This window comes from Microcella frigidaquae, from assembly GCF_014200395.1.
GTDB classification, from domain to species: domain Bacteria; phylum Actinomycetota; class Actinomycetes; order Actinomycetales; family Microbacteriaceae; genus Microcella; species Microcella frigidaquae.
The window spans coordinates 1371403-1384296 of record NZ_JACHBS010000001.1 but is presented as its reverse complement, the minus strand read 5'-3'; the positions used below and the strand labels follow the sequence as shown (position 1 = coordinate 1384296).

At 71.7% G+C, this 12894-nt stretch carries 10 protein-coding genes and 1 pseudogene; 5 read left to right on the top strand and 6 right to left on the bottom strand.

What is annotated here, in order from left to right; all coding sequences use genetic code 11:
* Positions 1 to 24: 24 nt before the first annotated feature.
* Together rpoB and BJ959_RS06835 are read right to left on the bottom strand one after the other, a co-directional pair.
* The gene (gene rpoB / locus BJ959_RS06840; protein ID WP_153983058.1) at positions 25 to 3519 is read right to left on the bottom strand and encodes a DNA-directed RNA polymerase subunit beta; all 3495 of its coding nucleotides are present in this window, start codon (positions 3517 to 3519) and stop codon (positions 25 to 27) included.
* 244 nt (positions 3520 to 3763) lie between these two features.
* Positions 3764 to 5530, bottom strand: a complete 1767-nt coding sequence (locus BJ959_RS06835; RefSeq protein WP_153983059.1) for a cadherin-like domain-containing protein — start codon at positions 5528 to 5530, stop codon at positions 3764 to 3766.
* A gap of 261 nt (positions 5531 to 5791) precedes the next feature.
* Here BJ959_RS06835 and BJ959_RS06830 point away from each other — a divergent pair, with 261 nt between their 5' ends.
* On the top strand, positions 5792 to 8461 hold the full coding sequence (locus BJ959_RS06830; RefSeq protein ID WP_153983060.1) for a LuxR C-terminal-related transcriptional regulator: 2670 nt from the start codon (positions 5792 to 5794) through the stop codon (positions 8459 to 8461).
* A 28-nt stretch (positions 8462 to 8489) separates the two neighbouring features.
* On the opposite strand, the gene BJ959_RS06825 is transcribed toward BJ959_RS06830, so the two are convergent.
* Complete coding sequence (locus BJ959_RS06825; protein ID WP_153983061.1) at positions 8490 to 8861, bottom strand: globin domain-containing protein; 372 nt, start codon at positions 8859 to 8861, stop codon at positions 8490 to 8492.
* Positions 8862 to 9007: 146 nt separating this feature from the next.
* Between BJ959_RS06825 and BJ959_RS06820 the strand changes: the two genes are divergently transcribed.
* Positions 9008 to 9865 (top strand): spermidine synthase, encoded by an 858-nt coding sequence (locus tag BJ959_RS06820; protein WP_153983062.1) that lies wholly within the window; start codon positions 9008 to 9010, stop codon positions 9863 to 9865.
* Here the strand turns inward: BJ959_RS06820 and BJ959_RS06815 are convergent.
* Positions 9846 to 10205 (bottom strand): group I truncated hemoglobin, encoded by a 360-nt coding sequence (locus BJ959_RS06815; protein WP_153983063.1) that lies wholly within the window; start codon positions 10203 to 10205, stop codon positions 9846 to 9848. The genes BJ959_RS06820 and BJ959_RS06815 overlap by 20 nt on opposite strands.
* Positions 10206 to 10306: 101 nt before the next feature.
* On the opposite strand from BJ959_RS06815, the gene BJ959_RS06810 reads away from it, so the two are divergent.
* Entirely contained in the window at positions 10307 to 10771 is a 465-nt protein-coding gene (locus BJ959_RS06810; RefSeq protein ID WP_153983064.1) for a SprT-like domain-containing protein, read from the top strand.
* Here BJ959_RS06810 and BJ959_RS06805 read toward each other — a convergent pair.
* Positions 10761 to 11066 (bottom strand): annotated as a pseudogene (locus tag BJ959_RS06805) (DUF427 domain-containing protein); the annotation flags it as partial. The gene BJ959_RS06810 and the pseudogene BJ959_RS06805 sit on opposite strands and share 11 nt — an antisense overlap.
* A 57-nt stretch (positions 11067 to 11123) precedes the next feature.
* Positions 11124 to 11687: a hypothetical protein gene (locus BJ959_RS06800; protein ID WP_153983066.1), complete on the bottom strand. Its 564-nt coding sequence runs from the start codon at positions 11685 to 11687 to the stop codon at positions 11124 to 11126.
* A 35-nt stretch (positions 11688 to 11722) separates the two neighbouring features.
* On the opposite strand from BJ959_RS06800, the gene BJ959_RS06795 reads away from it, so the two are divergent.
* Positions 11723 to 12241 carry a hypothetical protein gene (locus BJ959_RS06795; RefSeq protein ID WP_153983067.1) on the top strand — a complete coding sequence of 173 codons (519 nt, stop codon included), beginning with the start codon at positions 11723 to 11725 and terminating at the stop codon, positions 12239 to 12241.
* On the top strand, positions 12238 to 12894 hold the full coding sequence (locus BJ959_RS06790) for a DUF1684 domain-containing protein (protein ID WP_341800059.1): 657 nt from the start codon (positions 12238 to 12240) through the stop codon (positions 12892 to 12894). Before BJ959_RS06795 ends, BJ959_RS06790 begins: the two co-directional genes overlap by 4 nt.

The following is a 12894-nucleotide window of genomic DNA, read 5'->3' as shown; positions in this document are numbered from 1 at the left end:
CGATGTGCGAGTGCGGGGCCCGGCTCAGATCTCGTCGATCGACGAGGACTCGAAGCGGGTGGAGATGTTGATGCCGAGCTCCTCAGCAGCACGGAAGACCTCGTCGTCCGTGTCCTTGAGGCTCAGCACGGTGCCGTCGGCCGAGAGCACCTCGACGTTCAGGCAGAGCGACTGCATCTCCTTGATGAGCACCTTGAAGCTCTCGGGGATCCCGGGCTCCTGAATGTTCTCGCCCTTGACGATCGCCTCGTAGACCTTGACGCGGCCGAGGATGTCGTCGGACTTGATCGTGAGGAGCTCCTGCAGGGCGTACGCGGCACCGTAGGCCTCGAGCGCCCACACCTCCATCTCGCCGAACCGCTGGCCGCCGAACTGGGCCTTACCGCCCAGGGGCTGCTGCGTGATCATCGAGTAGGGGCCCGTCGAGCGCGCGTGGATCTTGTCGTCGACGAGGTGGTGCAGCTTCAGGATGTACATGTAGCCGACCGAGATCGGGTCGGGGAACGGCTCACCGGTGCGGCCGTCGAAGAGTCGCGCCTTGCCGGTCGAGTCGATCATGCGCACGCCGTCGCGGTTCGGCAGGGTCGCATCGAGCAGGCCGGCGATCTCCTCCTCGCTCGCACCGTCGAACACCGGGGTGGCGACCTTCGTGCCGGGCGCGGCCTCACGAGCGCCGGCGGGCAGGTTCGCCGCCCACTCCGGAGCGCCCTCGACCTTCCAGCCGCGCGAGGCGGCCCAGCCGAGGTGGATCTCCAGGACCTGGCCGAAGTTCATGCGGCCGGGGACGCCGAGCGGGTTGAGCACGATGTCGACGGGGGTGCCGTCCTCGAGGAACGGCATGTCCTCGACCGGGAGGATCTTCGAGATGACGCCCTTGTTGCCGTGGCGGCCGGCGAGCTTGTCGCCCTCCGAGATCTTGCGCTTCTGGGCGATGTAGACGACCACGCGCTGGTTGACGCCCGAGCCCAGCTCGTCGTCGCCGTCCTGCGCGTCGAACACCTTGACACCGATGACGGTGCCCTGCTCGCCGTGCGGCACCTTCAGCGAGGTGTCGCGCACCTCGCGCGACTTCTCGTTGAAGATCGCGCGCAGCAGGCGCTCCTCGGCGCTGAGTTCGGTCTCGCCCTTCGGCGTCACCTTGCCGACGAGGATGTCGCCGGGGCGGACCTCGGCACCGATGCGGATGATGCCGCGCTCGTCGAGGTCGGCCAGCAGCTCGGGGCTGACGTTGGGGAGGTCGCGGGTGATCTCCTCCTTGCCGAGCTTCGTGTCGCGGGCATCCACCTCGTACTCCTCGATGTGGATCGACGACAGGGTGTCGTCCTTCACGAGGTTCTGGCTGAGGATGATCGCGTCCTCGAAGTTGTGGCCCTCCCACGACATGAACGCCACGAGGAGGTTCTTGCCGAGCGCGAGCTCGCCGTTCTCGGTGGCCGGGCCGTCGGCGATGACCTCGCCGACCTCGACGCGGTCACCGGCGTTGACGACGACGCGGTGGTTGTAGTTGGTGCCCTGGTTCGAGCGGTCGAACTTGCGCAGGTAGTAGTCCTGCGTGCCGCCCTCGTCGAGCTGCACGGTCACGGCGTCGGCCGAGACCGAGGCGACGACACCGGCCGCGGTGGCGGTGATGACATCGCCCGCGTCGACCGCCGCGTAGCTCTCCATGCCGGTGCCGACGAGCGGCGACTCGGAGCGGAGCAGCGGGACAGCCTGGCGCTGCATGTTGGCGCCCATGAGCGCGCGGTTCGCGTCGTCGTGCTCGAGGAAGGGGATGAGCGAGGTCGCGACCGACACCATCTGGCGCGGCGAGACATCCATGTAGTCCACCTCGTCGGCGGGCACGAGCTCGACCTCGCCGCCCTTGCGGCGCACGAGCACGCGCTCCTCGGCGAACGAGCCGTCCTTGTTCAGCGGGGCGCCGGCCTGAGCGACGACGTGGTCGTCCTCCTCGCTGGCGGTCAGGTAGTCGATGGTCGACGTGACCTTGCCCTTGGTGACGCGGCGGTACGGGGTCTCGATGAAGCCGAAGGCGTTGATGCGCGCGAACGAGGCGAGCGAGCCGATGAGGCCGATGTTCGGGCCTTCCGGGGTCTCGATCGGGCACATTCGGCCGTAGTGCGAGGGGTGCACGTCGCGCACCTCGACGCCGGCGCGCTCGCGGCTCAGACCGCCCGGGCCGAGCGCCGACAAGCGACGCTTGTGGGTCAGGCCCGCGAGCGGGTTGTTCTGGTCCATGAACTGCGACAGCTGCGAGGTGCCGAAGAACTCCTTGATCGCGGCCACGACAGGGCGCACGTTGATCAGGGTCTGCGGCGTGATCGCCTCGATGTCCTGGGTGGTCATGCGCTCGCGGACGACGCGCTCCATGCGCGACAGACCGGTGCGGACCTGGTTCTGGATGAGCTCGCCGACCGCACGGATGCGGCGGTTGCCGAAGTGGTCGATGTCATCGACATCGAGGCGCAGGTCGACGGGCTTGCCGTCGCGGACGCCGGCCAGGGTCGTGCGGCCCTCGTGCAGCGAGACCATGTAGCGGATCGTCGCAACGATGTCGTCGACGGTCAGCACCGAGTCGCTGAGGGGGGCGTCGAGGCCGAGCTTGCGGTTGAGCTTGTAGCGGCCCACCTTGGCGAGGTCGTAGCGCTTCGGGTTGAAGTAGAAGTTGTCGAGGAGCGCGCGGGCGGCCTCAGCGGCGACCTGCTCGCCCGGACGCAGCTTGCGGTAGATGTCCTTGAGCGCCTCCTCCTTGGTGAGGATCGCGTCCTTCTCGAGGGTCTGCTCGATCGAGTCGAAGCCGGCGAACTTCTCGCGGATCTCCTCGGTGGTCAGGCCGAGGGCCTTGAGGAAGACGGTGACCGACTGCTTGCGCTTGCGGTCGATGCGAACGCCGACCTGGTCGCGCTTGTCGACCTCGAACTCGAGCCAGGCGCCGCGGCTGGGGATGATGCGCGCGGTGTAGACATCCTTGTCGGTCGTCTTCTCGATCTGACGCTCGAAGTAGACACCGGGCGAGCGGACGAGCTGCGACACGACGACGCGCTCGGTGCCGTTGATGATGAAGGTGCCCTTCTCGGTCATGAGCGGGAAGTCGCCCATGAAGACCGTCTGGGTCTTGATCTCGCCCGTCATGTGGTTCATGAACTCGGCCTCGACGTAGAGCGGCGCGGCGTAGGTCTTGCCGCGCTCCTTGCACTCGTCGATCGAGTACTTCTGCTCTTCGAGGTAGGGGTTGGTGAACGAGAGCTGCATGGTCTCGCCCAGGTCCTCGATCGGGGAGATCTCCTCGAAGATCTCCTCCAGCCCGCTCTTGCTCGGCACGTCGCTGCGGCCGGCGGCCTGCGCCTCGGCGAGCCGCTCCTTCCACGCGTCGCCGCCGACGAGCCAGTCGAAGCTCTCGGTCTGCAGCGCCAGGAGGTCGGGGACCGTCAGGGTGTCGCTGATCTTGGCGAACGAGAGCCGCGATGCGGTGCGGCCGTTCTTGGGGGACTGGGAATTCTTAGCGGTGCGCGCAGCAGCCAAGGAACTAACCTCCGTGGGGCCCGAGAGCCCGGGTTCTGTCGGACGTCGACAGGTGAATGCGGTCGAATGGACGCGCCGGACCCGTGGGGATTCCCGCATGAGGAATCCGCCCCGCCGCTATACTCGGGGCACGATCGCCGCCCGCCATATGGCGGCAGATCAGACATGGGAGCGCAAACCTCAATACTAGGGGCGCTCGCGCGGTCGTGTCCAGTCTGTTTCTTGACCATCGCCCCTCGCTGCGCTATAACCGCGCGACCCGAGCCCCACCGCACGGGGTCCGGCAGACGTGACGGGGCGGGGATGCCCGTCTCGAGCATCCCCGCCCCGCGCAGTCGACCGGGCTCAGGCGCGGCCGCGGCTCTGGCGAACCCGCGGCGCGACCAGCCCGAGCCCGAGCATGAGGGCCAGGAGCGCCCCCCCAGCCGATACCGGGCACCACGTCGGCCGCACCGGTGTAGGCGAGGCTGTCGCGACCGGGGGTGGCGGGCTGCTCGCTGAGGTCGGGGTCACCCGTCGGGCTCTCCGGCTCGGTCGGCTCCGGGAGGGTCGGGATAGTCGGCGAGCCGGGCTGGTCGGTCGGGCCGCCCTCGCCGTCCTCGTCATCGGGGCACGAGATCTCGCCCCGCTCATCGCTGGCGATGATGCGGACGGTCGCGACCGCGCTCTCGCTGGTGGCATCGGCGGCCAGGTACGTGAACGAGGTCTCGCCGCAGAACCCGGCCGGGGCGGTCCAGCTGAAGCCGCCCGCCGCGTCGAGGACGAAGCCGCTGCCGATGACCGGCGCTGCGACGAGCGTCGCGGTCAGGTCATCGCCGTCAGCATCGCTGTCATTGCTGAGGACACCCGAGACCGCCGCCACCGTGAGCGTCTGGCCGGGCTGCACGGAGTGGGCGTCATCGACGGCGACGGGAGCGCTGTTGAGCACCGGAACGGGGTCGCCGCAGTCGAGGAGCCCGTCGACCTGCTCGGAGTAGGCGCGGAACTCGATCGTCGTGAGGTTGCCCGACTCAATCCCATCGAAGGGTCGGTACTGGAGCTCGAACACTCCGCAGAAGTCGGCGGGCACGCTCCACGCGATGGATCCGTTGGGAGACTGCACGGCATCGCCCGGCAGTGTGTTGACCCACTGCGCGGTGATCGAATCGCCGTCGACATCGCTGTCGTTCGCCAGCACAGCCGTGCCATTGAGCGAGTAGTTCTGACCGGGCGTGACGAAGAACCAGTCGTCGACACCGACGGGAGGCGTGTTGACCACCGGCTCGACGGGCGGCAGCACCGTGATGGTGACGGTCACCAGGTTGCCCTGAGCCTTGTGGTCGAAGGCGCGGTAGGTGAAAGTGACGTCGCCCGAGAAGCCCGGATCCGGCGTGAACGTGAACGTGCCCTGGTCGCTCGCCGGCCAGATCATGCCGGCGGAGGGCGCCCAGCCGGAGAGCGCGATGATCGGGTCGCCATCGGGATCCGAGTCGTTGAGCAGCAGACTCTCGGCCGCGGAGACCACGAGCGGGGTCTCGTACGGGGTGGTGTACGTGTCGGCGACAGTCACCGGCGCGGTGTTGGGGTCGACGGGCGGGTCGACGGTGATGGTGACGGTTGCCCAGTCGCTGAACTGGTTCGTCCCGACCTCCATGGCGCGGTACTGGAACGAGGTCGTCCCCGTGAAGCCGGGCGTCGGGTTGTAGGTGAAGCCTCCGCCGTTGTTCGCGAAGACCGTGCCCGCGATCCCCGCCGAGTCGACCGAGAGCAGGGTCAGGGTCGAGTCGGGGTCGACATCGTTGGCGAGGAAGCCGGGGTTGGCCACGACGAGCTGCGTGCTCATCGAGGTCGAGTAGGCGTCATCCACGGCGATCGGGAGGACGTTCTCGCCCTCGGCCGCGGCGGGTGCTGCGACGCCGACGAGGGCCGATGCCGCGACGACCGCGGTGACCGCGAGGGTCGCCAGCACGCGCGGGATGGGCAGGTGGTGCGGGGGAAGCTCGACCGGGAGGGCCGGGGCGGTGGTGTGCATCGGAATCGCTTTCTGTCGAGATCAGTGAGGGGTGGATGCCGGGGCGGCAGCCGGGATGGCTACCGGGGTGGTGGCGGCGCCGTTCAGCGGCGCGATCTCAGAGTCGTCGAGCGGCACGGCTCGGTGATGGGCAACGGTTGCTCAACTCCGGTCGGCCGATTACTCAGTTGGGCCTCCCGCGACGGCGGGAGTGCTGAGTACACTTCGAGGACGCGCTCGGCCACAGCGCGCATCCGCTCGTCATGAAGGACGCGCCCCGCGATGACCCCTCCCCCGCCCGCCGCGCCGACAGGCCTGCCGGGCGCGTGGCCGATGGTCGGGCGCGACGGGATGCTCGCCCAGACCCGCGCCGCCCTCGCGGTCGACGGCCTCGCGCTCGTGGTGCTCTCGGGCGAGGCCGGCGTCGGCAAGACGCGGCTCGCCACCGAGGCCGCCGAGCGGCTCGAATCGGAGGGCTGGCGGATCAACCGGGTGATGGCCAGCGCGAGCTTGTCGGATGTCCCGCTGGCGGCACTGATCCCGCTCATGGGCGCGACTCGGCAGGACATCACCCGCATCGGCACGGACACCGCGACCTTGATGGGCTTCGCCCGCGACCTGGCCGCCGAGCGCGGCCGGGAGGGACCGCTGCTCGTGGTGGTCGATGACGCACCCCAGCTCGACACGCTCTCGATCGCGGTGCTGTCGCAGCTGGCCGCCGCGGGAGCCATCGCCCTGCTCGCCACGGTGCGCGACGGCGAGCCGCTGCCCGACCCGCTCGTCGCTCTCTGGACCTCCGACCGCGCCCTGCGCATCGCCCTGCAGCCGCTGAGCGTCGACGACCTCGACGCGCTGCTGCCCGCGGTGCTCGGCGGAACGGTCGCCCACCAGACGACGGTCGCACTGCACGGAGCCTCGGGCGGGAATCCGCTGTTCGTGCGGGAGCTGGTTGCGAACGCGCTCCGCACCGGTGCGCTCACCGAGCAGCACGGCACCTGGCTGCTGACCGGGGTTCCGGGAGGATCGCGCGCGCTCGACGAGCTCATCGCCGCCCGGCTCGGGGAGCTCGACCCGGCCGCCCGCGAGGTCATGGAGCGTCTCGCCGTGTGCCAGACGATCCCGGTGGCGCACATCGTCGAGCCGGCGCTGCGCGCGGCGCTCGACCGGCTCGAGCAGGCACAACTGGTGACGGTGCGACCGGAGGTGCACCGCTACGTGGCGGCGATCGCCCACCCGCAGTACGCCGCCGCCATGCGGCAGGCGGTGCCGACGCTCCGGCGCATCGACCTCCTGCTCGATCACGTCAGCCGCGCCGAGGGGTCGAACGACCGCGAGGCCGACGCGGTGCGCATCGCGACGTGGCGGCTCGATGCCGGCGCCCCGGGCGACGCGGGCCTGCTGACCGACGCGGCCCGGCTGGCCCTGCTGGCGGACGACTTCGACCTCGTGGCCCGGCTCGCCGAGGCCGCGGAGCGATCCGGCGGCACAGACCCCGAGCTGCTGCTGCTGCACGCGGATGCTCTCATCAAGCTCGGCCGGGTCGACGCCGCGCTGGGGATCCTGGAGCGCGCCCGCGCTCTCGACGACGTCAGCCCGGTCGATGCCCACCGCACGGCGCGGATCCTCACGATGACCTCCACCGCGCTCATCACGGTCAACGGGCGCTTCGAGGAGGCCCTCGCCCTGCTCGACGGGACGGCGGAGCGGCTTCCGGCCGCCGCACGGCGGTTGCGCCAGGCGCGCGCCCGCATCCTGGTGGGCCTGGAACGGCCGCGGGAGGCGCTCGACGAGCTGGCCCTCATCCCCGATGGCGGGACCGCCGCCGAGAAGGCCGAGCTGGCGGTCAACAGCGTCGTGCCGCTCCTGGCACTGGGGCGCACCGACGAGGCGCTGCGCGCGACCGAACGGGTGCTGGCGTCGGGTCAGCTGGATGAGGCCACGGTTCCCGGTCGCGTGGCGGCGCTCATGCGGGCGGTCGTGCTGGCTCAGGCGTGCCGCCTCGAGGAGGCGCGGTCGGCCGCCGCCGACGCCCTCGCCGACGCGATCGTGCTCGACGACGCGCTCCGGACGCGGCAGGCGGAGTTCACCCTGGCCGCCATCCACATGTCGATGGGACGCCTCGAGACTGCGGCCCGCTGGGCGAAGGACGCGCTCGCCGGAGCACGCTCGCGCGGCCCGGCCGGGTACGAACCGCTCGCCCGTGCTCTGCTGGCCCGGATCCGCGCGCAGCAGGGGCAGCGCGCGGAGGCGCAGGCGGTGCTCGCCTGCATTCCGGCGCGGATGATCGACGACGACTCCCTCGTGCTGCTGGCCTGGGCCTGGGTGGAAGCGGTCGATGGCCGCGCAGCCGGAGCTCGGAGCCGTCTCATCGAGCGGACGCGGCAGCGCATCGCGAGCGGCGACCTCGACTTCGCGAGCGTGCTCGCGCTCGATCTCGCCCGGCTCGGAGACGCTCGCACGGCCGCCGAGCTGCTCGAGCAGATGAGCGCGGAGGCCTCCGCACCGGTGATCGCCCTGCGCGCCCGGACGGCGCGCGCGATGGCCGACGACGATGCGGACGCCCTGGCGCGCGCTGGCGATGATTGGGAGCGCCACGGCTACCTGCTGCACGCGGCCGAGTGCCTCGCGCTCGCCGCCGAGGCGGCGCGGCGGGCCGGACGCGCGCGCGACGCCGCCCAGCTGACCGGGCGTGCCCGCGGTCTCGCCGAGCGCACGGAGGGCGCCTCGACGACCCCGCTCGCGGTCGGCGAGCAGGTGGAGCCGTTGACGCCCCGCGAGCGCGAGATCGCGACGCTCGCGGCGCACGGCCTCGCCAGCAACGAGATCGCCGCCCGCCTCTTCCTCTCGCCGCGGACGGTGAGCAACCACCTGCAGTCGGCCTACACGAAGCTCGGTGTGCGGCGCCGCACCGAGTTGGCGGCGGCCCTGGGGCTGACCGAGCAGAGCGCCTGACCGCTCAGCGCGCAGAGCGCCTGACCGCTCAGGAGGCCGGAGCGGACTCGATCTCGACGATGCCCGCAGACTGTCCGCGGAGGTCGTCGATGACCATCGCGACCTGCTGATAGCTGAGGCCCAGATCGAAGAGGGTGTACGCGAGGTGCTCGAGCACCCGGTCGAAGGCATCGATGGTGATGCCGAGGCCGGCGTGCGCCGCGGGCATCGAGCGCCCGGTGAAGAGGTCGGGCCCGCCGAGGGCCGCGGTCAGGAACGCCCGCTGGTGGGCCTTCAGCCGCACGAGGTCGATCCCGGCGAACCAGGGCGCGAGCTCGGGGTCGTCGGCCACGCGGCCGTAGAAGACCTCGACCGCGGCGGTCACCGCGGGCGTTCCGCCGAAGTCGTCGAACAGACTCACGGGTCCTCCTTCCGCTGTCGGGCCGCACGGCTATCCCGTGCCCTTCCAGTGTGCCCGCTTCCGACGACGGCCGGGGGGCTCCGATTACTCAATTCCGGGTCACGGTGCTCAGGGCGCGCCTGCCCGGATGTGGCACGCTGTCGTGCATGACCGCCCCCGTCGAGCGCCGCCTCGCGAGCGGCCAGCGCGCAGTCATCGAGGTCGACCGATGGTCGCCCGGCGCCTTCACGCTCGTCGTCGACGGCACCCCCCAATCGCACGTCGACCTCGACGACCCGAGCCGGCTGTTCTTCGAGTACGTGCAGCGCATCGGCCATGTCATCGACGAGTGGGGCGAGCCGGGCCAGCCGCTCACTGCGGTGCACCTCGGTGCGGGCGGGCTCACCCTGCCGCGCTACATCCACGCCACGCGCCCGGGATCGCGGCAGCAGGTGATCGAGCTCGACGAGGAGCTCATGGGCTTCGTGCGTGAGCACCTGCCGCTGCCGCGGAACGCCGGCATCCGCATCCGCTACGGGGATGCCCGCGCGACGCTCGCCCGGCTGCCGGCCGCCCTGCGCGGCGCCGTCGACCTCGTCGTGGTGGACGTGTTCAGCGGGGCGCGCATCCCGGCCCATGTCACGAGCGCCGAGTTCTACGGCGAGGTGGCCGCCCTGCTGGCGCCCGGCGGCATCGTCGCGGTGAACATCGCCGACGGGCCGGGGCTGGCCTTCGCCCGCGGTCAGGCAGCGACGCTGCAGTATGCGCTCGGCCAGGTGGCCGCGCTCGCCGAGGCGAGCGTGCTCAAGGGCCGTCGGTTCGGCAATGTCGTGCTGATCGCCTCGCGATCGGAGCTGCCCCTCGACTGGCTGCCGCGCCTGATGGCGCGCGGCCCGCATCCCGCGGCGGTACTCGCGGGCCGTGAACTGCGCGACTGGACGGCGGGCGCTCCGGTCGTCATCGACGCGACCGCCGCACCCTCCCCGGCCCCGTCCTCCGGGGTCTTCAGCCGAGGCCGCGGTTGACGATCGCGGGCCGCAGCCCGCGCACGAGACCGGCGAGCTCATCCACGGCCACGGCGTTCGCGCCCGTGTCGCGAGCGCTCTCGACCACGTGCGCGAGGAAGCGGTCGAACAGCTCGTCGTCGATGCGGAGGGGGCGATGAGCCTCGCGCAGGCCTCGGCCGTCGTAGACCTCCGGGCCGCCGAGGACGGCCGCGAGGTAGTGCGCGTGCTGGCGACGCAGTCGGTCGCGATCGACACGGGCGAAGAGGGGAGCAAGGGCGGGGTCGGCGTCGAGCCGGTCGGCGAGGGCGGCGGCCAGTCGATCGAGCCCCGCCGAACCGCCCAGCTGGTCGAACAGCATCGTCGACGACCTTTCCTCATGTATTCGGAGACTGTACACCTCCGGGGCGACATGCCTGACGCACGGGAGGCGGCGTCGGCGCTCGCGCCTAGCATCGACACGTGAGCGAGCTGGAGCGGGTGCGGCACTGGGCGGAGGCCCTGCTCGCCCTGCACCTCGACCCGTCGTGGACCTTCGGCTTCGATCGCGCCACCCGCCGGGCGGGCCTCTGCGACTTCGGCCGCAAGCGCATCACCGTGTCGCGCCACCTCGCCGAGCGCTTCGACGACGACGCCATCCACCAGGTGCTGCTGCACGAGGTCGCCCACGCCCTGGCCGGCCCGGGCGTCGGGCACGGCGCCGCCTGGCGGCGGATCGCCCGAGAGCTCGGCTACGTTGGCGGGCGCACCCACGACGGCCCGATCGCCGACGAGCGCGCGCGCTGGCGCGGCACCTGCCCGAACGGGCACGAGTTCGTGCGGTTCCGTCGACCGACGCGCACCGTGTCGTGCGGGCGGTGCTCGCGACGGTTCAGCGCCGCCGCGATCATCTCCTGGTCAGAGACCGCCGCATCCTCTACTCGCTGACCGTGACCTCTTTCCAGAAGGCGACGTAGTTCGAGAAGTCCTTGCCGACGCGCGCGATACCGCTCGGGTACGGAGTCGGGTAGCTCCAGGCGCGGTCGGGCAGGCTCTGGCCGTCGACCGTGACGGTGAAGTACTGGCACTCGCCCTTCCACGGGCAGGTGTAGGGGGTCGGGCTCTCGGTGAGCATCCCGGGCACGATGCTCGACGGCGGGAAGTACCAGTTGCCCTCGATCGTGATGAGCTCGCTCTCGGGAGCCTCGGCGATGACGGTGCCGTTGACGTGGGCCTTCATGGTGTCCTCCTGCGGTCGATCGGGTCGGCGGCCGCGAACGCGCGGCTGCCGGGTACAGCCTCAGGCTGGCAGAGCGAATTCCCGCAGAACGACCAGTTCGGAGGATTCCCAGCGCGCTCGCGCCGCCGTCACGGCCGCGGGGCCCTCGCTCGCGGCGAGCATCCGCCCCCCGACCGAGGCGGTGAGCATGTGCGCGACCGCCCCGCGCAGGCCCTGGTACGCGGCGGCCGCGGCGGCCGCCTCCGGGCTCGTGGCGTCGATGCCGACCGCACCGAGGGCGTCGATCACGGCGCCGGCCAGCAGCAGGTCCTCGACCGGGATGCCCTCCGGCGCCTCCACGGGCGCTCCGGCCGCGACGACCGCGACCATGGTGCGCTCGCCCCGCGCGGCCTGCAGCTCGAGCAGCCGCTGCGCGATCGCGGCTGCCGCCCCGCAGCGCGCGTCGATCACCTCGGCGTGCGGCGGCAGCGCGTCGACCGGCGCCGGCTCGGTCGCCAGGCCGTCGCACCAGACGACCAGGTGGGCGCTCGCGCCGATGCGGCGCGCGCCATCGAGCCCCACATCGAGCCGCACCTGGTAGCGCTGCTGCTCGTCGGGCGGGGTGGTGTCGATCAGGCCGGTCACAGGTCGATCGTATCGACGTGCCCCAGACTGGGCGCATGCGCGTGCGCCTCGATCTCCTGCTCGACTGCCCGGCCGATGCCGCGTGGGAGGCACTGCACTCCCCCGCCGTGTTCCGGGCCGTGTCCGGGCCGTGGACGACCGCCGAGTCGCTCGAGGCGGGAGGCTTCCCCGAGCGCTGGCCGAGCGGTGAGCATCGGGTGCGGCTCCGGCTGCTCGGCGTGCTGCCGATGGGCGAGCAGGTGATCCGACTCCGCGACGAGACGCTCGACGATCCGCTGCTCGGCGCGGGCGCCCGCGCCGTGCACGACGAGGGCGGGCCGGTGCGCGGTCCCATGGTGATCGTGCGCCACTGGCACCACCGCATGGCCGTGGCGCCGAACCCGCTCAGCCCCCGCACGCGCACCCGCTTCACCGACACGCTCGACGTGCGCGCGGGGCTGCTCACGCCGCTGGCGTGGCTCGGCTTCCGGGTGTTCTGGAGCCTGAGGGCTCGCCAGCTGCGCCGACGCGCCCCGGGGTGGGGGGCGCAGTTCGCGGCGGGCGGCGCGGCGTGAGCGCAGCATCCGCCACCCCCGACCGCGCGATCGACGCGCTGGCCGTCGCCGACTGGCGGCGCCGCATCGCCGCGCTCTACGCCGACCTGCGGGCCGCGACCGACCTGACGGCGGCGCACGACCACTGGCGGCGCACGCGCGACGAACTGTTCGCCCACCACCCGGCGTCACCGCTGCTGCCCGCCGATCGCGATGCCTTCACGGGGCTGCGCGGGAAGCCGTACGACCCCGCGTGGCGGTTCGAGTGCGTGATCGAGGATGCCCCGCCGCAGCGCCTCGAGGTGCCGACCGGCACCGACGGGGTCGTGCCGTTCGACCGCATCGGCCTCGTCGACGTTCCCGGCGTCGGCACGCTCGACGTGTGGCGGCTCGCCTCGTACGGCGGCGGCCTCTTCGTGCCGGTGAAGGACGCCCTCTCGACCGTGCCGGGCGGCACCCACGGCGGGGGCCGCTACCTCATCGACACGGTCAAGGGTGCCGACCTCGGCGGAGGCCGGGCGCCGTGGTCGCTCGTGCTCGACTTCAACTTCGCCTACAACCCCTCGTGCGCCTACGACCCCGCCTGGGCGTGCCCGCTGGCCCCGGCCGGCAACACGGTCGCCGTCGAGATCCCCGTCGGCGAGCGGTCCGGCGACGGGCGACTGGTGCTCTGA

Excerpts from the sequence above, each read along its gene's own strand:
- BJ959_RS06820 (WP_153983062.1), top strand. The coding sequence starts at position 9,008 with ATGACCGCCCCCGTCGAGCGCCGCCTCGCGAGCGGCCAGCGCGCAGTC.
- BJ959_RS06830 (WP_153983060.1), top strand. The coding sequence starts at position 5,792 with ATGACCCCTCCCCCGCCCGCCGCGCCGACAGGCCTGCCGGGCGCGTGG.
- BJ959_RS06835 (WP_153983059.1), bottom strand. The coding sequence starts at position 5,530 with ATGCACACCACCGCCCCGGCCCTCCCGGTCGAGCTTCCCCCGCACCAC.
- BJ959_RS06815 (WP_153983063.1), bottom strand. The coding sequence starts at position 10,205 with ATGCTGTTCGACCAGCTGGGCGGTTCGGCGGGGCTCGATCGACTGGCC.
- BJ959_RS06795 (WP_153983067.1), top strand. The coding sequence starts at position 11,723 with ATGCGCGTGCGCCTCGATCTCCTGCTCGACTGCCCGGCCGATGCCGCG.